Source organism: Sporolactobacillus terrae (assembly GCF_019930545.1).
Classification (GTDB): Bacteria; Bacillota; Bacilli; order Bacillales; family Sporolactobacillaceae; genus Sporolactobacillus; species Sporolactobacillus terrae.
Genome location: NZ_CP082837.1, coordinates 3,306,050 through 3,326,898, shown reverse-complemented (window position 1 = coordinate 3,326,898; position 20,849 = coordinate 3,306,050). Strand labels below are relative to the sequence as shown.

The window sequence follows — 20,849 nt, the reverse complement described above, 5'->3', positions numbered from 1 at the left end:
TGAATTATTTGATTACGTCAATTGGTTCAATAATGTTCGCATCCATGGATCACTAGACTACCTAACACCAACTGAATACAAGCTGCGACACCTTTAAAAATTTGTTTGATTTAGTGTTGACATACCAGCATATTGCCATTGAGTAGTGCAGCCTGTGCCATGTTTTAGAGTATGGCGTGCCAAGCAAAGAGCCATATAAGAGCCATAGTAGTTTTGACGCATTTTAGTAATTCCAATGTACTTCCATTTCTTTTATATAATGTACAACCGTTACAGCGCTCTTATTTTCCGATCTTTACTTAAAGGTATTTCCTTGAACGTCGTTTTGCAACGGATTGTTTTAGACGCGAATGCATGCCATAAAAAAACACCCGGCACTGTTCCATGCAGTGTCGGGCATGATGTCGATCATTCATTCCGTTTGTAATCGATGCACATCATTTTTTTACTGGATAGCCATAAATGGAGCCGTCTTTGATTTTGATTTCGTCCTCCCATGGTAATTTATAGGCGTCATTTGCTAGATCTCTTATATAGGTGTACGGGTTTTTCTTGACGCCGCCGGGGGTTGCGACGTAGCCTCGTGTTCCGAGGTTGTAGATATTGTTTTCGAGGCCCCAATCTAATCGCGCTTGATCTGCGAGGTGCGGATAGACTTCTGCGGTGACGATTTCATAGGGGTTTCGGTGTCCTTGTGCCAAAGTCGTTCCGTCAAAGTTGCACACTTGCCCTTCGCCAAAATAATAGAAGGTGCCATCGTAGCCGGCTAGATTAACCGATAGGGTATACATGAGATTCTGCCATGCGTTGGAGCGGTTGGTTAGGATCCATTGATCATTGACCTGAGTACTGTAGCCCGAGATACGGATCAGCACATTGGCCCCCTTATAAGCGGCTTCTCTTGCGATTTCCGGGAACATTCCATCGTGGCAGATGCATACAGACAGAACGCTTCCGCCGGGCCCTTTGCAGACAGGCAAGCCCAGATTTCCCGCCTGCCATGGTTCAACAGGTACCCAAGGATTAAGCTTACGATATTTTAGAATGATCTCTCCTTCAGGATCAATGATGATCGAGGTGTTAAAAGGCGCTCCGCCCTCGGGATCTTTTTCCATAATAGAGAAAACACCATAGACGCCCGCTTCTTGGCAGGCCTTTGCAAAGCGATCCGTTTCCGGTCCCGGTACGGAGCAGAGGAACGCGTCTGTCGTCCACTTCTTCGTATTCAATCCTTGGGTGCTGTATTCGGGGAAGACGATCAGCTCGACACCCGGATAACCGGATTTTGTCGCATGAAGAATTTTGACGATTTGTTTGATCTGTTTGTCAATATCTTCACGTGAATTTACAACCGGTACAGGATATTGAATTAAAGCGCTCAGAAATCCTTCTGTAGGTTTGGTCATGCTTCCAATGCTACCCATAAATGATCTCTCCTTAATGATTGCTTTGAAATTTTTTTGTAATCAGTGTGCTTGCTTTCCAAGATCAGCTAAAACCTTATCTGTTTTGCACATATCATGGCAGTTTTTTTCAAGACTGCAGCATAGTGAGCAAATCATTCCTCCATGAAAAGGACAGTAGGTCATATCTTCTTTCTCATAGTCATACTGGCAAACGGAGCATGTATACGTTGCAACATCATCGGTTCCCAAATGGTGGTGATGCACGTGATCCAGTGATTCCTGAACCGTTGCAGCAAGTTCGATTCCAGATGGATGCATTGGATTCTCTCGGGCAATATAATATTTCCCCTTCGTGGCAAGGGCAATAATGGGAACAAGAACGAACGAGAGAATCAGCGCAACGAAAGGTGAGAAGGCTTGCATCGTTCCCCCTAAGAGGCCAAAATACGCAACAATGGAAACAATTGAAGCGATAATCATTGAGCCAAATCCTACAGGGTTAAAATTGTGCAGATGCCCTCTTTTAAACTCAATATAATCCGGACTGATCTTCAGGATCCTTTTATTAATCACAAGATCGGAAACAATCGCAGCAATCCAAGCTACAGCAACGTTTGCGTAGAAGCCTAGAATAGTATTTAGGAAATTAAACATGCCGACTTCCATAATCGTCAGTGCAATCGCGACTTGAAGAAAAAGCCAGGCCACTCGTCCGGGATGAAAATGAAAGAGACGCGAGAAAAAGTTCGACCAGGATAAGGAACCCGAGTAGGCATTGGTCACTTGTATCTTTAATTGAGAGAGAATAACGAAGAGCGTCGCAATCGTTAACGCGAGAAAAGCATTGGGAATAATCGTTCCAAATCCATGGATAAATTGTTGAATCGGCTCTACCGCATTTGTGAGCCCGACCGTGGGTGCAATGTAAGACGCATATAAGGAGCCGCAGATCATATTAAAGGCACCGAGAATAACCCAGCCCGGACCTGAGAGGATCACCACCCAAAGCCAGCTTTTACGATTTTTTTCGCTGCGGTTAGGCATGAAGCGTAGGTAGTCAACCTGCTCGCCGATTTGCGAGATTAGGGACAGGACAACGCCTGCTGCCATACCAGAATAGAGCGGGTTAAACGATGCGCCCGTGGTCTTGTCGCCGCCAAAGTGGGTCCATGCTGCCAAAGATTCCGGATGGGTGGTGAGAATACCGATGAGCGGCGCAACCATTAAAATGATCCACAAAGGCTGCGTCCACGATTGTAATCGTGAAAGAAGCGTCATACCAAAAGTTACCAAAGGAATGACCACAAGCGCGCCAATGAGATAACCGACTGCAAGAGGCATATGAAAGTAAATCTCAAAAGCTTGTGCGAGAATCGATCCTTCCGTTGCGAAATAGATGAATGTGAAGGTGGCGTATACGAGTGATGTCAGCGTCGATCCAAGATAACCGAATCCCGCGCCGCGTGTCAGCAAATCCATGTCGACATTGTATTTGGCTGAATAATAGGCAATCGGAATACCGGTTAGAAAAATAACCGCTGCGGCAATGAGAATGCCCCAAAATGCACTTGAGAAGCCATACGCAGTGGTCACGGAGGCACCGATCGCGAAGTTAGCAAGAAAGGCAATCCCACCAAGCGCAGAATTGGCTACTGAAGATTGAGAAAATGTTCGAAACGATCGTGGTGCGTAACGAAGCGCATAGTCCTCGAGCACCGGATTATTCACCCATTTATTGAATTTTCTAGTTGCATGATCCGAAGATGTCTGTTCCATGATGCATTCCCCCCTCTTTCTGTACTTTTTATTTTTAAAAGCAACCCATTGAATTATTTGTTTAGCAGATGACCCGTCGCTTGTTCCTCACTCGGCTGTTCCGGAGTGTCTCGTGTTAGCGATTCACAGATTTGTTTGGCTTTTTCCGGATCTTCCGACCAAATCTTGTAGAACGAATATGGACTCGTTGCGACACCATCTTTAACTGCGGAATAGCCGCGATGCGTTAAATTATAGAGATGATTCTCTGCCGTCCAGTTTCTTCTTGCTCGGCGAATTGCGGAGATCGATAGTTCCGCGTAGGTCACTTCATCTGGAGCAGATCCGCACTCCGCTAACGTCGTCCCATCAAAATCGATGATATTCGAGTGACCAAAGTAGTAATAAAGCTTGTCCCGCCCAGCCATATTGGCAACGGCAAAATAAACATTATTTTCCCACGCGCGGACGCTGGCCACTTTGATTTGCTGTTCTTTGGATGGATACATATAACCTTGGATGCGAACGACCAGTTCGGCTCCTTTCATAACCGTATCGCGCACAATTTCGGGTATATTAGAGTCATAGCAGACATTGGCGCCAATCATCAGACCCTTTGGTCCCTTCACGACCATGGTCTGATCGCCCGGATACCACGGTTCTTTCGGTACCCAAGGATTGATTTTGTGAAAATTAAGCTTAATTTTCCCCTGGTCATCGATCAGAATAAAACAATTAAACGGATTCCCGTTTGGATTAATTTCCCCGGTAATTGAAAAAACGCCCCAGACTTTATTTTTTCTGCACGCCTCACAAAAAATATCTGTTTCAGGACCAGGAACCGTCGTGCACAATTCTCGCCACTTGGTTGGATGAAATCCTTGTGTCGAATACTCTGGGAACACGATTAAATCAAGGCCTGGATAACCCATCTTTGTCCCTTCGACAAAGTCAGCAATCCGGTGACAATTATCCAGCACTTCTTCTTTTGATTCCAAGACAGGCACGCGATAGTTCACAACAGCGACTCCGACCGTATCACTCGAACTAGAAATAGATCCGACTGGCATAAATCATTCCTCCTACTCGTTTTTTAGAATGAGATAAACTGATGAAGCACACTTTCTCGCATGGTACAAGGCAAATGAACAAAAGGAATCACGAATCCCCCCCCCTCACCCACTCAATCGATTCGAGAAGTAGAGCGATTATTCAATACCATTCGTTTTGACTAAATGGAATATTTCGAATTTTATAGGTGCAGATTTTCTACACTTCACCTCCATATAATTTTTAATCTCCTCATCAAATGACACAACGATTTCTAATCAGCCTGTTTAAAAATAAATCGTTCTTATGTACTACCTCCTTATTGAAATATTTTTTACATTCTTAATATTATTCCTAAATATCATATTATTCAATAGCTTTATGATTATTAGTTCTATATACGATATAAAAATGTTTATTATCACTAGAGACGATAAAATAAAACTACAAGAATGGTATGAGGGAGTTTCATTATGGAAGAGTTGCATATTGGAGAACGCTTAAAATCACGACGAAAACGGTTAAACATGACCACGCAGGAACTAGCGGATAAAGTTAGTATTTCTCAATCCTATATCAGCCGATTTGAAAATGATCGAGCAATCCCGGATGTTGATATGTTATCCCGTATTTTAACCGCTCTAAATACAGATCTATCCTCTTTCTTTGCCAAAGAGTTTTATTCATTGCCAGAAGATCTAGCACAGCTTATGGAGACTGCAAAAACATTATCTCCTGATCAGCGTGCAAAACTAAACGCCTTCTTAATTGCGATGAAGGGACAAAGTGAAGCTTAATCATGTTTTAATGAAACAAAAAAAGTTGAATGCCCAAATTCTTCTTCAGTTTTTTATCGTTCGTTGCATGCACCACAAAACAAATCCAACCGATACAAAAAGGTCGATCCAAAACACAAGCGATAGGTGATGGATCGGCTTTTTATACTTTCGGCTGTCATTTTCATTCTCTATTGCTGATTATGGCGCAATAGTCATAACGGCAGGGGATTTAATGTCGAATAGTGTCGATTGCCTGCTTTCCCGCAAAATCTCAATGCCCTTTTAGGCATTTCGCCCGTGTTCATCAATTGGTCACATTTTGTATACTAGAGACAAATTAAAACAATGAACCTTCATCGCTTGTTCCTTCCAGAGACACATCGCGTTTTTGCATTTCCATCCCATTGAACAGTTCCTATTCTGAAGGTGATAAAATGAGAGTAAACATAGGCGGCTCTAGCTCAGCCGGCGATACCCAAACCTACGATGCCGAATCACTAATCACAGCCGCCAAAGCACATGCCAAACATTACCAAACGTTACGTGATCAATTTCATAACTTGCGCACCGCATTCCAGCAGATCGCAGGACTCGGCCCCGAATTTCAAGGCAAGGGTGCGGACGCGATTAAACACTTTTATTCAGGACAAATCAATGTCGTTGATGCCTGGCTGCGGCTGATTGACAAGAAGATTGCCTATTTCCAAGGTGTTTCCGGTTCAATCGAAGATAAAAATCTTGGCGGAGGCACCGAAATTCACGTCCCCTTCTTGAATGAAGAACTGTCGATGAGCTACGCGCGATCCAAAGAAATGGTGCGCGAGCAGCGGGATGACATCGCCAAAATTTTGAGCAACATTTCTGATCTTGTACCGATCAACGTCTTTTCCAACTACGACGTCGATCACGCTTTAGATGCCGCTGACAAAAAGCGCGCACAAACAACACGCGATGTTCAAGATCTGGATCAGTCCTTGACCAACGAATACCGGCAAATCAGTGAAGATCTGCCGCACATCCAAGCACTCTATGAAGCACTGATCCATGTGACCCGCCAAGGCGCCGATGTTCAACCAATGCATTTCAATGCCACCGCCTATCACGACAGCAAAATCTACCAAGTTCAGGATGAAATGCAAAAGGAAACGCAAAAGTACTTGGAGATTAAAGCGCAGCAGGAACAGGCACGTCACGTGTCGAAAAAAGACACACAGCCCGTCAATCCCCTGCTGGCAAATGCAACCAAAGCGGCGATCATGGATCAGGAAATTCAGTATGGCTTGCGCGACGGCGCAAAAGATGCAGTCAAGGACACCGTCCTCGGTCTATGGGAGTCAGCAACTCATCCGGTCGAGACGCTCAAAGGCACTTGGCACGCAGCGACCCACCCGATTCAAACGGCTAACCTCATCAAAAACGCATTGGTTCAGTCGTTTGATAAAGAGATGGTGCACGGCAAAGCCTATACACGATCAAGGTGGGTCACCTATGCCATCACCACGCTGGCAACCTCTATTGTCGGTACCAAAGGCGTCGATAAAATAAGTAAAGTTGCCAAGGCCGGAAAAGTAGGCGAAGCCGCCAGCAAAGCACGCAACACCATAAAAACAACACGAACCAAGAGTACAGCATGGGTCAATCAAAAACTGGATCAATGGAGCAGCCCTCCCCTGCCCCGCACGCAGTTTGCGGACGGTCCGGTGCCCTACAATGTGATTGACTCCAAAAGATTAAGAAATAAACTTGATCAGCTGCCAGATCGTACCGCCCCACTCCCCAATCAAAACGATCAGGTGCGGGATCTGATTCAGCAGGCGTCGGCTAAAAAAGTTGATGGTTTAAAAAGTAGTGAAAAAACGAGTCAATCCAGTATTGTTCCTAAATTATCAAACTTATCATTGGACGAACAAATAAAACTTGCAGATCAGTATAAACAAAAAGCTCCAATTGAAATCCCTGATGATGCGAAAATAAAAGCACAAAGTAAATCTACTGGTTATGAACAAATCTCCTATAAATGGAGTGAGGACCATTATAAATATGAAGCAAGATGGCATACAAGGACTCCTGGCGCTCCAAAGAATCAAGGAAATACTTGGGTTATTCAGAGAACGGTACCCGGAAATGGCAGCAATAAGCCTAGAACATTTTTTAAAATAGATGTTGATGAATGGATTGCGGCGACCGAATGGTATGCTGCAATAAGTGCTAGAAAAGCCAATAAAGCCACAAAAGACCAGATCAATCTTTTGAATAAAGGGCATTGGAAGGGGTAAAAAAATGATCAATACAAAGTTCTATGACGGCTTTGAAGGAGAAAGCGAACTTTCTTTGGTGAGTGGAATAAATAAGCTAGTTATTTGGAATGGATATTTTGAAATGATATTGGACAGTCTGATCGAATTAGGCATTGAGAAAAAAGGAATTGTTAAAGAGTATTTCTACCATGAAGGTTGGTATGATAATTCTCCATGGCTAATCAGCGATCTTCCGTTAACCATTCGTCAATTAAAATTAGTAAATGCAGATCATTTCAATAGTGACCGTACATCAAAAGAAGCAATAAAAAATGTTCTTAAAGAACTCATATCTTTTTTGGAATTAAATAGCGATCAAAAAGTATATATAGAATATGATTGATATTAGGCTAATTAATCATTAATTAAAATCCAAATAAAAGTTGGACGTGTACTTGCCTTCTTTTATCATTCATAATGTCTTATTATACTTGAACTTTCCCCTTCCGATTTAGAACTTATGAAGCTTGGGAGACCTCCTGTCTGGAAAGATGGAAGTAGCTTTATCACCCCAATCTCATAAAATTGAAAACATTAATAGACAAAGTTGAAAAATAAGAAATAAAATCATATGAAAAAAAGATTAGAACGAATGATTCGTAAAAATAAGAATTCCTTTTTTACATGAGTATTCATATAAGTAAAAAAGATCTATGTAACCAATAAGTTGGACATAGTTTTAAGCTTTGTTCGGTGGTTGAAGTCTGGTATTCAATCGGATTTTGACTACCGAGCTTTCCTAACCTCTAGATGCAATGCACGCCGGGCACGTGTCGAAAAAAGACACACAGCCCGTCAATCCCCTGCTGGCAAACGCAACCAAAGCGGCGATCATGGATCAGGAAATTCAGTATGGCATACGCGACGGCGCAAAAGATGCAGTCAAGGACACCGTCCTCGGTCTATGGGAGTCAGCAACCCATCCGGTCGAGACGCTCAAAGGCACTTGGCACGCAGCAACCCACCCGATTCAAACGGCTAACCTCATCAAAAACGCATTGGTTCAGTCGTTTGATAAAGAGATGGTGCACGGCAATGCCTATACACGCACAAGATGGGTCACCTATGCCATCACCACGCTGGCAACCTCTATTGTCGGTACCAAAGGCGTCGATAAAATAAGTAAAGTTGCCAAGGCCGGAAAAATAGGCGAAGCCGCCAGCAAAGTGCGCAACACCATAAAAACAACACGAACCAAGAGTACAGCATGGGTCAATCAAAAACTGGATCAATGGAGCAGCCCTCCCCTGCCCCGCACACAATTTGCAAACAGTCCGATCCCTTACAATGTGATCGATACCAAGGGATTAAGAGATAAACTGCAGCAGCTGCCAGATCGTACCGCCCCACTCCCCAATCAAATCGATCAGGTGCGGGATCTGATTCAGCAGGCGTCTGTAAAGAATGTTGACGCTGTGTCACAAGATCCACAATACACTTTAGAAACGATGAAGCACATTTATCATGGAATAGTGAATAAACATGGAAAGGCTGTTGGATATCACCACGAAAGCATGATGGAAGGAGAAATAGTCTCAGGCACTGAAAAAGTTCCTGACAAAAACAGAGTTTATATGGCAAAAGTTAAGATTGATAATGTAAGAAAAATAGCAGATTCAAGTTTCTTTCCAAAAGACTGGAACCGTGCTGAAGTAATAAGGGCTATTGATGAAGCCTACCAATCTAGGAAACCTATTCGGTTAAATAAATATCGAGGAATCACTTCATCGGGTATTAAAATCGAAATGTACTTAAATAAAGATGGTTCCATTGCAACTGCGTATCCATTATATAAAAAATAATTGAGAGGGTGAATTAAAACTTATGAAGTATTCATATGAATTTAAAAAAGATCCTTTTGGTGATTTAGGAATAACTTTGCCGGAAGAAATTAGTCTTTTCACAGATTTCATTGAAAATATCGCTTCAGAGGAACAAGTAGATGAATATATAGGATACATCGATAAAGTCTTAAACGGAACATATGAAAACTTTGAAATTGAATTGAATGCAAACAATGTACTCATAAAAAAAGAAGTAACGAGTGTTGAAAATCCTTTTCAAATTGAAGCTCCTTGCAAGAACACGATTGAAACTGGAGAGTTTAAAGAATTATTAAAAGTTTGGCGAAGTAAAATTCCAGAAATATTCAAAGATTAAATGCTACATTCGAAGAATTATTCGAAAGTGGTATGTCTTTGGAAGAAGAACATATCCTTATTTTGAAGGCGGCCATCAGAATAGGCCACTCGGACGTGCGGACGCGCCGACCCATACACGTTTGATCGCATCATTCGAATCAGACTCATAGGTTTCCGGATTCAAAATGATCTCTCCATCAATCGGAAAAAAATGTTTTCTCTTTTTTCCTGAGGGATTAATAAGCAGATAGTAGTTGCGTTCATCACAAACCGATAGAATCCCCCGAATCATGTTTTGATGAAAATCAGTTGAAGATGTTGTATCGGTATTGAACGATACGCCAATCACTCGTGACTTCTTCGTTGCTAGAGTAGAAGCAAAATAATTGGGTTGATAGTTGAGTTCCCGAGCTGCTTTCAAGATTTTATCCGTTAATTCCTTACTAATTTCTTTCTTCTTACTAAACACATTAGATACTGTACTTTTTGCTACGTTCGCTCGCTTCGCAACATCTCTAATCGTGGCCATAGGGCACCTCCGTCAGAAAACCGGTTCGCTGCACAATTTATATATTACGTCCAGTTCATTAATCTACTATTTGTGCAACGTAAAGTTTAAGTTAATTCACGTGTATTGCCCATTGCTACTAAGAAATTACTGCAGGAAATAAGCGTACTAGAATGAGAACAAAACGATGAGGTATCATTGTGTAAAAAGGGGAATCTAAAACAGAGAACATGATACGCAGGGGTTGTGTTTTCATTCAAATTTTTCATAAAAAATGAGCCGGTGCTTTCATCTCAGTTAATTAATAGAAACATCTAACGACTATCATACATTCGTTAGACGATTTAATAATTGGGCTAATTTATAGACTTAAGGGTGGCGTTTCGTCCCTACCAAAAGGTCTTAGGTTAAAATAGGAGGATACTTAAATGGAAAAGCAAGGATGGGTATCTATCTGGTTAGGTAATATCAAAGAAGAAAAGACTCTTTGGAAGAGTATGTAGATTTAATATATGATGAGGATGGAGAGTCTGTTCCTTCCAAATTTTTTATTGATTTTAATATTGACATGGATGACACAGATGAAGATACCATTGAAAAAACAGTCTATAAGAATAGCAGAAGTGACATTTCCACACTATTAAATGGGTGTCGTATGAAGAAATGATGGATATGACGATTATTGGAATAAGCTATAACTACCACCATTCCTAATACTTCTCCTGTTTTCTGCATGTTGTGAAACTTATCTCGTGACAGATTCCAGCCATACAACTTTCGTTCACATGAATTTCAACGCCAATACTTTGGTGCATTTGGTCAAAAATAAAAATGTGATAATAGATGGTAAGAAACAGCTTTTTTTAAACAAAATTCCCCTTTGGCGAAACAGACCACCTACATCTGTCTACGCAAAGGGGAAGTGTTACCTGTCCATCGATTGATCACGCACGCGTCATTTTCCTAATTCATTAAATGCCAGTGCAAAGTTGCCTAGTGTTGCTGATCCGTTGTCTTTGGCTCTTGGCATGCGGATGTAGGTCGTTAAGTCAGGGACCTGGACATACTGATTGTTTAATTGCGCAAAGTCACGCCGTACTTTTTCCAGGAACGGTTCGCTGACTACTCCACCGCCGAATACAAGGTTGTCCGGGCGCAGAATCATCGTTTGCTGAATGGCAGCTTGCGCAACATAGTACGAGACGATGTCCCAAATCGGGTGATCCTTTGGGACATCCTGTCCTTTAATGCCCAGTCTCGCTTCAAAGGTTGGCCCTGAGGCAAGTCCTTCAAGACAATCGTGATGAAACGGACAGAGCCCTTCAAAATCTAAATCATCCGGATGACGTTTGACCCGTACATGTCCCATTTCGGTATGGCCTTGGGATCCGACAATCTTTCCGTCGATGATCGCCCCGCCACCAATACCGGTACCAATGGTTAAATAGACCAACGATCGTATCTTTTCATTAAATAATTGCGCAAGAACATATTCGCCGTATGCCGATCCATTTACGTCCGTGGTGAAAAATACGGGAATGTTCAACGCTTTTTTTATCGGATCGACAAAGTCGGTATTGCTCCATCCTTTTTTTGGTGTTTCGGTAATGTATCCGTATCTTGTGTTGTTTTTTTGGATCTCGATCGGACCGAAAGAAGCGATCGACAGCGCGGCCAGATCGTTAAATTTTTTAAAAAAGTCGATGACCTGTGCAAACGTGGTCTTTGGATCGGTCGTCGGAAACGTTGCTTTTTCGAGTACTCGATAATCTTCATTTCCAACCGCACAGACAAACTTCGTACCGCCTGCTTCAATACTGCCTAATAACATGTCCTCCATCTCCTCATCGTTCATTTATCGATCATCGCATTGTTGCGATGATTTCCCAGTTCATAGACATGCATTGTGCACCAAACACGTTCTTGTGCACTTATTTTAAAGGAAAGCGCGCCTTCCGCGTAAAACCGTTCTGAAAAGGTGGCTTCTCCATGGTTAATAAACAATTCAAAAGATGACGTATCGACATAGACCTTCATTGTTAAGTCATCGGATTGCTGAATAACGGTTTGTCTCTCTGCATCAGGGCCGACCCTGTGAAGGACAACTTTACCATCATCAGCGTTAAAAGTCACAGAAATAAGCGCACTGCCGTTATGATCATTCATCACTAAAGCGATCGTTGAATGACTCCTCCAATCCATTTTAGCATCAATTTCCAGTTGATGTGCCTTGCTGCAAAAATTGATCGCGTTGGTGGATTCATTTTTTGATAGAAGAAGCTTTGATCGAAGCGCTTTTAATTCCGGGATCGGGTATGCATATAATTTATCTCCAACCCGCTTTAATTCTCTCGGAAGCGTCATGGTTCCCGCCCATCCGTCCGCTTGCTCAGGCATCTTGTTCTCCCACATCGCCATCCAAGCGAGCAAAATACGCCTGCCATCATCGGTCTCGATGGTTTGTGTTGCATAGAAGTCATGCCCAGCATCCATTTCTCGGAAGCAGCCTCTCGTATAGACACCGTCTTTATAATCGCCGATAAAATACCCGCTTTGAAAAATGTTTTTGCACCTGTCATGATGTGAAACAATTCCCTGCGGCGAGGTTAATAGGATATACTGTCCATCCAGCTGAAAAAAATCGGGGCATTCCCACATATACCCTTCCTTTTCCGGATGATTTGATTGGCTGATCACACCGAAATAGTCCCAGTTCAATAAGTCATGAGAGGCATATAACAGGACCCTTCCCAATCCCGCTTGATCGCGGCTTCCTAAAACCATGAACCATTCATCTTTGTCTTGCCAAACTTTTGGATCTCTAAAATCAACGTCATTATCTTCAGGCGGGTGACTGATTATTGGGTTTTTCTCGTATTTTTTAAAATGAATTCCGTCTTCACTGTAGGCAAGGTTTTGATTTTGCCAGTACTGTTTCTGGTCTGTATTTTCTTTGTCGTGATGGCCTGTGTAGATCAAGTAGAGCCGACCATCTTTGACCACAGCACTGCCGGAAAAGCAACCGTCTTTGTCTTCGTTATCCCCTGGCGTTAGCGCGATTGGGCACTCTTGCCAATGGACCAGATCCATACTCCGCATGTGGCCCCAGTGCATTGGTCCCCATTCTGCACTATAGGGATGATACTGAAAAAAGACATGGTAATAGCCTTTAAAAAAACATAATCCATTGGGATCATTCATCCATCCTTTTGGGGGCATGATATGATAGTTTTGCCTATATCGGTCATTCGTTATCTGATTCATTCATGACAAACTCCTTTCGAACGGTTAAGGCTTTGTTTTCGACTGATTCTCGCCTCTTGTATCCAGGATAACAAGGAGTTTCCCGCTTCGCCACACTTCATCTGGGCAATCTTAATAATCTTCCCTGCGAAAGGCATAGTCGCAATAAGAAAAACCGGGAATATAGGTGCCTAAACAGCTAAACGCATTATGTAAGCGGTATCAATTATTATCAAGCTATTCTTTAAAAAAATTAAAGGAAAGACTCAGGGATGGCTCAAGTACGTATTCCTCTAAAAGAACAGCTTGAATCAATGGGGGAAAGCCACCGTTCTTTGAAAAGTAGCTGGTTGTACATCAAAGGTACAAAGCAACGAATGTGGCCGGGGATTGATCGGCTTATTCCCCAGAAATCACGCACTCGGAAGTCGCCAAGCATTCCAAATGATTCAACAGTTTTCGGTTATTTTTGGTGTTGTACCCTCTATCTGTATCTTGACCTTAGGTTATCTGTTGCATAGTCATAATGGCAGGGCATTTAATGTCGAATCATGTCGATCACTTGTGTTTTCGTAAAATCTCAATGCCCTTTTAGGCATTTCGCCCGTGTTCATCAATTGGTCACATTTTGTATACTAGAGACAAATTAAAACAATGAACCTTCATCGCTTGTTCCTTCCAGAGACACATCGCGTTGCATTCCCTGATCATCAATCCCATTGAACAGTTCCTATTCTGAAGGTGATAAAATGAGAGTAACCATAGGCGGCTCCGGCTCAGCCGGCGATACACAAACCTACGATGCCGAATCCCTAATCACAGCCGCCAAAGCACACGCCAAACACTACCAAACGTTACGCGATCAATTCCATAACTTACGCACCGCATTCCAGCAGATCGCTGGACTCGGCTCTGATTTTCAAGGCAAAGGTGCGGCCGCGATTAAACACTTTTATTCAGGACAAATCAATGTCGTCGATGCCTGGCTGCATCTGATTGATAAGAAGATCGCCTATTTCCAAGGTGTTTCCGGTTCAATCGAAGATAAGCATCTTGGCGGAGACACAGCGATTCATGTCCCTTTTTTGAATGAGGACCTTTCCATGGGCTACGCGCGTTCCAAGGAAATGGTGCGCGAGCAGCGTGATGACATCGCCAAGATTCTGAGCAGTATATCGGATCTGGTACCGATCAACGTCTTTTCGAACCATGATGTCGATCAGGAACTTGATGCCGCAGATAAAAAGCGCGCACAAACAGCGCTTGATGTTCAAGATCTAGACCAGTCTTTGACCAACGAATACCGGCAAATCAGTGAAGACCTGCCGCACATCCAAGCACTCTATGAAGCACTGATCCATGCGACCCGTCAAGGCGCGGACGTGCAGCCGATGCATTTCAACGCGACCGCCTATCACGACAGCAAAATCTATCAAGTTCAGGATGAAATGCGGAAGCAAACACAGCAGTATCTGGAGATCAAAAAGCAGCAGGAACAGGCACGAATAATGAATGCTGAAGCCAGCCTGCCTCCCGATGTTCGTATGTACCTTTTAAAGGAAAAAATCAACCGTGGGATCACGCAAGGTTTAATTGATACAGGTAAAGATATAGTCTATGGATTTATCGATATGGTCCGGGATCCCCTAAAAACCGCAACAAACACGGTTATGGCACTATGGAATTGGAAGCAAACGTCGGCACTCATTGCCCAAGCGATAACTGAATCCTATGATAAAGATATGGTTCATGGGGATGCGTATACACGATCACGATGGGTTACTTACGCATTAACAACGCTGGTTACCTCAGTTGTCGGAACCAAAGGCGTTGGCCAAGTGAGCAAAATGGCCAAACTAGAAAATTTGGGCACATCGGCAAAGAAAATAAGTACACTAGCAAAAGCAAGCGTAGTTAAACACGCAAACAAAGCAGCAGATAAAATTAACGGATGGAATAACCCATTTGCGCCAAAAGTTCAAATTGCAGGAGATGTCCCGTATAATTCAATTAACTCCTCTGGCTTAAGAGATAAGCTTTCAAGGATTGGCGAAAGCGCTGGAAAGAGTACCTTTATTGATCCTATTAATAACGTCAGAAGCATCATTCAGCAAGCGTCAATTAAAAAGACAATTCAAAATAAACATAATTACGCTTTTGATGATCATAGTTTCTCAGGTACTTTAAAAGGGGAAACTATTATTTTAGATAATGTGGATATGAAAGAGATAACTTATACGAAGCGGAACAGAAATGAATTCAATCAATTAAGAAGAAAATTTGACAGTTCTGTTCGTAAGAACTTCGCGAAGTATCTAGTCAAAGATCAAAATTCAATCAATAGACTAATAGATGCAGGATTAAGTGATGTAGACATTGAAGATTTGAAGGATGGATGTATCCCAGATAATTATCAGGTTCATCATAAATTGCCATTGGATGATGGAGGTACAAATGTTTATAGCAATCTTGTTTTAATTAGAAATGATCCATACCATAAGGCTTTAACTAATGCCCAGAAAAATTTAACAGGGCATTTGAATGAAGGAGATTCTGTTCACATTCAATGGCCAATCCCTAGAAATCACATTTATCCCGAAAAGGAGTAAAAACATGTTGGATCAATTATTATCTCAAATTGAGAACAAAAAAAAATCACGCGGCCGTTCAATGAGATTATCAGCAAAAAAAGAAAATATAGATCGCCTAAAAAAATGGGTGTCGGACCATGTACGACATAATCTATGGTTTTCAGAGTATGAACATTTTTTAAATAAAATGGATGGGTTAAACTATAATGGATTAGTCATTTATAACTCTGATCCAGGCGATGAAAATAACAATCTAATTTCTGCAAATGAAATTTGGTGGGACATTGAAAGCAACACCCATTATCTTTTTTTGGGAGATGGAAATATCTCCTGGTATGCCTATGATATTGAAAAAAACAAATTTGTTGAACTCGATAAACCAAGTGGAGATTTAATTTGTGAATTTGATCACTTTAATCAAATGTTTGAACAGGCACTTAAAAATCTTTTATAACTAATGCATGCGACTATTAATCATCTATAATAAAATCAACCGATAACTGAAACATTGTGAAATCGATCGACTTTTGCGTGATCATAAGGTTAATCCCATGTCTCCCAAAAAACTGATTTCAGGATAATATATCATGCTTTCAATAGTGAAAAAATCAATCTCAAAGGTAATATTGTGTACAATTATTTCCGTCATCACCAAGGGATGTAGTGCCATCGAAATAGTCCATATGAAACCAGTTCAGTACTATTTAGAAGTATATTATAGAATTGTCAAACACTTGATTTGCCCTGTTAGGCAACAGGTGCTTTTTTATAGATAGAAGCCGCCAGCAAAGCGCGCATGGTCACAAAAACAGCGCTCGCGAAACACGCTGAATCCGTGAAAATAAAATTAATCGGTGGAGCACACCTCTATTCCCGCGCACACAAGTTGCGAACGGTCCAATCCCTTACAAATCTATAGTATCGCCGAACGAAGCTTCTCCGCACGTCAGATCCAGTTTCGATGCATAGCGTATTGCCGAAAGAATATCCTCTGGATCTTTTGACCAGGCATAGACGCAATACGTCAGTACGCCCAAACTGTTGAATAAACCTGGGCGATGAAAGTCACTTCCGCCAATCGCCGGAATCTTCTTCCCGTCACAGAGTTGGTTGTGCCGCCACTCAATTGCCCGTTCATTTCGCTCAGCGATTACGCCATTGCCGAAGCCGTCCATGTCTCCGAACACACCGTCCGCTCCTGGAAAAAGAGCTTGCGCAAGAAGCTCAAGCCATTAAGCGCAGAATTAAAAAAACGTCGTTGAAACAACATCAGCACAAATTAAATTCGATAACCTGCTCCTAATACAAAAAAGCATCCCTGTCATAATGATTAGGATGCTCAATCTCTTAATTTATCATTTATTTATGTTCCAGATTGAAATAATCAAGACATTGTTTCATTTCATCAACAACTTCAGGTTTACATTTAGCTACCGGCAGTCGAGGTGAGCCGGCTTCGATGCCAAGGAGATTTACAGCTGCTTTTAACACAGCTGGAGTAGTGGCTTTGTGGAGAACTTTGCGTAACACATTAACATCTTCTTGACATTTTTCAGCCTTGGCAAATTCCCGAGATTTAAAATATTGATAAATGTTCACGTCATTTTCAGTAATCACGTTTGCTGTAGCCGCTATGGCGCCATGAGCTCCTAACTTTAATGCTTCATAGATCTTCGAATCTGAACCAACGAGTACAGAAAAGTCTTGCCCTCGTGTTTCTTCAAGATATCTTTTTATATTTTCAATTTTACCGCTGCTATCTTTTATCCCTTGAATATTGGGTATTTTTGCTAATTTTTTAACTAATTCAGGATGCAAATTAATTCCAGTATTTTCCGGGATATTATACAGAATAATCGGGATATTTACGGATTCAGCAATTGACCGATAATGATGCAATAATTCCTGCTCAGATACAGTAAGAAAATATGGAGTAATCACAGACAACGCATCTGCACCTAGAGACTCCATTATTTTTGATAATTCAATCACTTCTTTAGTGCTGTTGCCACCTGTTCCAACATAAACAGGTACTCGATGATTTACGGTTTCGATCACAAGTGTTGCAAAATCAATCTTTTCTTGGTTCGATAAAGTATGAAATTCACCATTAGTTCCCAATATAAACAATCCGTCAACTTTTTTTGAAATTAGCCGGTTGATCAAGTCCTTTGTTCCCTGAACATTAATCTTTTCATTTTCAGACATTGGTGTAACCATTGCAGTAATGATTCCATTTATCTCCATAAAATTCACTTCTTTCATCATTAATTGCACCATGAACTCAGCATTGGCTAACCGTTTTGACAGCAGATAAGAATGGTTCGTTGCCTGTTCAATGCACGATCCTTTTTTATTCAAAACATAAAGAGATCTTCCAAACACAATAAATGTAATCGTTTACAAAGTGCTTGCTTTTGATAATAAACGTCGCCCTTTCTTTTGTCAACACTAACGCGCGCTCTAAGTACATGAACACCTTGTGAATAAATCAACTAAATTTTCTTCAAAAGAACTATATACTACTGCATCCATTGCAGCGTTCAGTCAAGGCCACACTATTAATTTCCACTTGTTAAAATTTATTGGAGGAATAACTCTATTGACAAATGAATATAGTGTGTTATGCTCCATTTGTAAGTTTTATAGTAATCGTTTACATTGTTGCTTAGTTTTTTTTCATTTGTCGTCTTTGTTCTGTGCATGTAGATTAATTTTTTGTAACCGCTTACTTATAAGCGGGAGTTTTCCTCTATCCTGTGGTTCTCCATGATTAAAATCATTTGATGTTCTTACGAAGAGAGGGTGAGCGTATGCTTTCTGATTTAGTAAAAACGGAATACATCCAGCTAAAGACTCATGCGAACAACTGGGAACAAGCCGTACGCATTGCAGCCCAACCATTATTAGAGGACGGCTGCTTCGATAACACTTATGTATCGAAAATTATTGAAATTGCCAAAGATCTGGGCCCTTATATTGTTATCGCCAAAAACATTGCACTCCCACATGCACCGTCAAAATTTGGAGTGAAAAAGTTAGGGATTGGCGTAACAACCCTAGATACACCCGTTACTTTTGGCAATCAAGCAAACGATCCGGTAATTTATCTGTTCTGTTTAAGCGCTCCGAACGGCGATGACCATATTAAAGCACTACAGGAATTAACCGTATTATTGACGGATGAAACTTTTTTTAGATTGTTAGATCAATCAAATAATCCAAATGAGATTCTAAACTATATAAAAGAAACGGGGAATTGATCATGTATAAAGCATTAGTTACCTGCAGAGCTGGTCTTGGTTCAAGTTTAATATTAAAGATTAAAATTAATGAAGTCATCACTGAACATAATCTGGATATTTCATTGACGCATGTCGGATTGGATGAAATCGATGGTTATGACGGCGATATCATTCTTGCCTTAAGTGATGTAGCAGATGATCTAAGAGCAAAAAAACCAAAAAAGAAAATTGTCGGTATCAATAGCATTGTAGATAAGGATGAAATATACACCAAACTTCAAAACGTTTTAGATGAACTAGAAGCTGAAAAATGATCGGGTTACATTTAAAGGGAAAGAAGTGAAAACAAATGATTAACTTTATTATTAGCCTATTCAGTAACGCAGGCATTATCCTTGGTATCGTAGCACTTGTTGGCTTGCTTGCACAAAAAAAATCGGGAACTGAAGTGTTTACAGGAACGGCGAAAACAATCATCGGCTTTTTGATTTTTTCAGTTGGTGCCACAACAATTACCGGATCGCTGCAAAATTTCAACACCTTATTTACAAACGGGTTCCATGTGAGCGGCATTTTTGCTTCGCCTGAAGCCGCCACAGCACTTGCTCAAAATGAGTACGGTACCGTCGTTTCCCTGACATTGATTTTCGGCTTTGTCATGAATATTGTCTTTGCACGAATTACCCCTTTAAAAAATATTTTCTTTACTGGGCAGCATCTTTTGTATTTTGCCTGCGTGTTAGCTCTAATTTTGAAGTTTTATGGACTCACCGACTGGATCACGATTCTACTTGGTGGAGCTATATTAGGTCTATGCTCAGCAGGATTGCCGCAAATTTGTCAACCTTTTATGCGCAAGCTGACCGGCTCCGATAAACAAGCAATTGGTCACTTTAATATGGTTGGTTATGCTCTTGCTGGAACACTAGGCATGTTGTTTCGAAAGTATCAAAAAGAAAGTGCTGAAAATATTAAATTTCCAAAATGGCTTTCCTTTTTTAAAGATTTTTTAGTAAGTGTTGCCGTGATCATGCTCATTCTTTTCTATGTCGCAACACTCAAAGCTGGACCAGAAGCTACTGCAAAAATTGCAGGCACAACGAACTGGCTGGTTTTCCCTCTTATTCAATCCTTTACCTTCACAGCCGGTATGGCAATTCTGCTTCAAGGTGTACGCATGTTTCTTGCTGAAATTACTGCTGCATTTGTTGCAATTTCAGAAAAACTCATTCCCGGATCACGTCCTGCTCTCGATGTTCCTACTGTATTTCCCTATGCGCCAATGGCTGTGATTCTTGGATTTCTCGTCTCATATGGTGCAGGTCTTCTTGGCATGGTGCTCATGATCTTCTTTGGATCTTCAGTCGTCATCATTCCTGCAGCGCATATTGCCTTCTTTTCTGGTGGTACCGCCGGGATATTCGGCAATGCGACCGGCGGATGGCGAGGGGCAGTACTTGGTTCTTTCGTTATTGGCTTGATGTTATCAATTCTACCTGCTCTTCTTTACCCGCTTTTTGGCGATATGGGCATTTCCGGTACAACTTTTCCAAATATCGACTACAACATCATCGGTTCCTTGTTAAATTCTCTATTATCTCTCTTTAAATAGAAGCTGTGCTTGAGGCGATTTAATATGCAAAGAACGAGACAATGACAAGAATTTATCGAAGCTGCATTATGGTCATTGTTCGTTCAAACGATAGGCAAAGAGCTAAGAGTCTTCGGTATTGCCAATGCAAATCTAAAAAGGACGGTTTGAAAACGGGGCAGATTTTTTCGGTGTCAGCGGTCTTTTAACAAAGGGAAACAAAGACACTATTTTTCATAGCGC

19 protein-coding genes and 1 pseudogene are annotated in these 20,849 nt (G+C 41.4%); 12 read left to right on the top strand and 8 right to left on the bottom strand.

Going from position 1 to position 20,849, the window contains the following annotated elements; translation table 11 throughout:
- Positions 1–13: 13 nt before the first annotated feature.
- Positions 14–97: pseudogene (locus tag K7399_RS16345) on the top strand (IS3 family transposase); the annotation flags it as partial.
- Between the two features lie 340 nt (positions 98–437).
- Here K7399_RS16345 and K7399_RS16005 read toward each other — a convergent pair.
- From K7399_RS16005 to K7399_RS15995, 3 genes are read right to left on the bottom strand one after another with little or no spacing between them, the layout of a single operon-like run.
- Positions 438–1,424 (bottom strand): formamidase, encoded by a 987-nt coding sequence (locus K7399_RS16005; RefSeq protein ID WP_128166092.1) that lies wholly within the window; start codon positions 1,422–1,424, stop codon positions 438–440.
- A 42-nt stretch (positions 1,425–1,466) separates the two neighbouring features.
- Positions 1,467–3,182, bottom strand: a complete 1,716-nt coding sequence (locus tag K7399_RS16000; RefSeq protein WP_128166091.1) for a purine-cytosine permease family protein — start codon at positions 3,180–3,182, stop codon at positions 1,467–1,469.
- A gap of 53 nt (positions 3,183–3,235) precedes the next feature.
- On the bottom strand, positions 3,236–4,231 hold the full coding sequence (locus K7399_RS15995; RefSeq protein ID WP_128166090.1) for an aliphatic amidase: 996 nt from the start codon (positions 4,229–4,231) through the stop codon (positions 3,236–3,238).
- A 453-nt stretch (positions 4,232–4,684) separates the two neighbouring features.
- Between K7399_RS15995 and K7399_RS15990 the strand changes: the two genes are divergently transcribed.
- The 5 genes from K7399_RS15990 to K7399_RS15970 all read left to right on the top strand — a co-directional run bounded on the left by K7399_RS15990 (position 4,685) and on the right by K7399_RS15970 (position 9,447).
- Positions 4,685–5,008, top strand: coding sequence for a helix-turn-helix domain-containing protein (locus tag K7399_RS15990; RefSeq protein ID WP_128166089.1), 324 nt, complete (start codon positions 4,685–4,687; stop codon positions 5,006–5,008).
- A gap of 416 nt (positions 5,009–5,424) precedes the next feature.
- Positions 5,425–7,266 carry a ribonuclease YeeF family protein gene (locus K7399_RS15985; protein ID WP_128166088.1) on the top strand — a complete coding sequence of 614 codons (1,842 nt, stop codon included), beginning with the start codon at positions 5,425–5,427 and terminating at the stop codon, positions 7,264–7,266.
- Positions 7,267–7,270: 4 nt separating this feature from the next.
- Entirely contained in the window at positions 7,271–7,630 is a 360-nt protein-coding gene (locus K7399_RS15980; protein ID WP_028977516.1) for a hypothetical protein, read from the top strand.
- Between the two features lie 490 nt (positions 7,631–8,120).
- Entirely contained in the window at positions 8,121–9,089 is a 969-nt protein-coding gene (locus K7399_RS15975) for an EndoU domain-containing protein (protein WP_223362433.1), read from the top strand.
- Positions 9,090–9,111: 22 nt separating this feature from the next.
- Positions 9,112–9,447, top strand: coding sequence for a hypothetical protein (locus K7399_RS15970; protein WP_028977515.1), 336 nt, complete (start codon positions 9,112–9,114; stop codon positions 9,445–9,447).
- A 75-nt stretch (positions 9,448–9,522) separates the two neighbouring features.
- Here the strand turns inward: K7399_RS15970 and K7399_RS15965 are convergent, their stop codons facing one another.
- Positions 9,523–9,957 (bottom strand): LacI family DNA-binding transcriptional regulator, encoded by a 435-nt coding sequence (locus K7399_RS15965; protein ID WP_128166087.1) that lies wholly within the window; start codon positions 9,955–9,957, stop codon positions 9,523–9,525.
- A 466-nt stretch (positions 9,958–10,423) separates the two neighbouring features.
- On the opposite strand from K7399_RS15965, the gene K7399_RS15960 reads away from it, so the two are divergent.
- Complete coding sequence (locus tag K7399_RS15960) at positions 10,424–10,603, top strand: immunity 22 family protein (protein ID WP_223362432.1); 180 nt, start codon at positions 10,424–10,426, stop codon at positions 10,601–10,603.
- A gap of 288 nt (positions 10,604–10,891) precedes the next feature.
- On the opposite strand, the gene scrK is transcribed toward K7399_RS15960, so the two are convergent.
- Together scrK and K7399_RS15950 are read right to left on the bottom strand one after the other, a co-directional pair.
- Positions 10,892–11,767 carry a fructokinase ScrK gene (scrK, locus tag K7399_RS15955; RefSeq protein ID WP_223362431.1) on the bottom strand — a complete coding sequence of 292 codons (876 nt, stop codon included), beginning with the start codon at positions 11,765–11,767 and terminating at the stop codon, positions 10,892–10,894.
- A gap of 20 nt (positions 11,768–11,787) precedes the next feature.
- Positions 11,788–13,200, bottom strand: coding sequence for a glycoside hydrolase family 32 protein (locus K7399_RS15950; RefSeq protein WP_139691773.1), 1,413 nt, complete (start codon positions 13,198–13,200; stop codon positions 11,788–11,790).
- Between the two features lie 728 nt (positions 13,201–13,928).
- On the opposite strand from K7399_RS15950, the gene K7399_RS15945 reads away from it, so the two are divergent.
- Both K7399_RS15945 and K7399_RS15940 read left to right on the top strand, forming a co-directional pair.
- The gene (locus tag K7399_RS15945) at positions 13,929–15,788 is read left to right on the top strand and encodes a T7SS effector LXG polymorphic toxin (protein ID WP_223362430.1); all 1,860 of its coding nucleotides are present in this window, start codon (positions 13,929–13,931) and stop codon (positions 15,786–15,788) included.
- Positions 15,789–15,792: 4 nt separating this feature from the next.
- Positions 15,793–16,224, top strand: coding sequence for a YrhA family protein (locus tag K7399_RS15940; protein WP_028977505.1), 432 nt, complete (start codon positions 15,793–15,795; stop codon positions 16,222–16,224).
- A gap of 451 nt (positions 16,225–16,675) precedes the next feature.
- Here the strand turns inward: K7399_RS15940 and K7399_RS15935 are convergent, their stop codons facing one another.
- Both K7399_RS15935 and dapA read right to left on the bottom strand, forming a co-directional pair.
- On the bottom strand, positions 16,676–16,957 hold the full coding sequence (locus K7399_RS15935; RefSeq protein WP_139691776.1) for a CehA/McbA family metallohydrolase domain-containing protein: 282 nt from the start codon (positions 16,955–16,957) through the stop codon (positions 16,676–16,678).
- Positions 16,958–17,129: 172 nt separating this feature from the next.
- Entirely contained in the window at positions 17,130–18,131 is a 1,002-nt protein-coding gene (gene dapA / locus K7399_RS15930; RefSeq protein WP_223362429.1) for a 4-hydroxy-tetrahydrodipicolinate synthase, read from the bottom strand.
- 452 nt (positions 18,132–18,583) lie between these two features.
- Between dapA and K7399_RS15925 the strand changes: the two genes are divergently transcribed.
- The 3 genes from K7399_RS15925 to K7399_RS15915 are packed head-to-tail and all read left to right on the top strand — an operon-like array spanning position 18,584 to position 20,627.
- Positions 18,584–19,033 carry a PTS sugar transporter subunit IIA gene (locus K7399_RS15925; protein ID WP_139691778.1) on the top strand — a complete coding sequence of 150 codons (450 nt, stop codon included), beginning with the start codon at positions 18,584–18,586 and terminating at the stop codon, positions 19,031–19,033.
- Positions 19,034–19,035: 2 nt separating this feature from the next.
- The gene (locus K7399_RS15920) at positions 19,036–19,329 is read left to right on the top strand and encodes a PTS sugar transporter subunit IIB (RefSeq protein WP_176557777.1); all 294 of its coding nucleotides are present in this window, start codon (positions 19,036–19,038) and stop codon (positions 19,327–19,329) included.
- A 35-nt stretch (positions 19,330–19,364) separates the two neighbouring features.
- Positions 19,365–20,627, top strand: coding sequence for a PTS ascorbate transporter subunit IIC (locus K7399_RS15915; protein WP_139691780.1), 1,263 nt, complete (start codon positions 19,365–19,367; stop codon positions 20,625–20,627).
- The last annotated feature ends 222 nt before the right edge of the window (positions 20,628–20,849 follow it).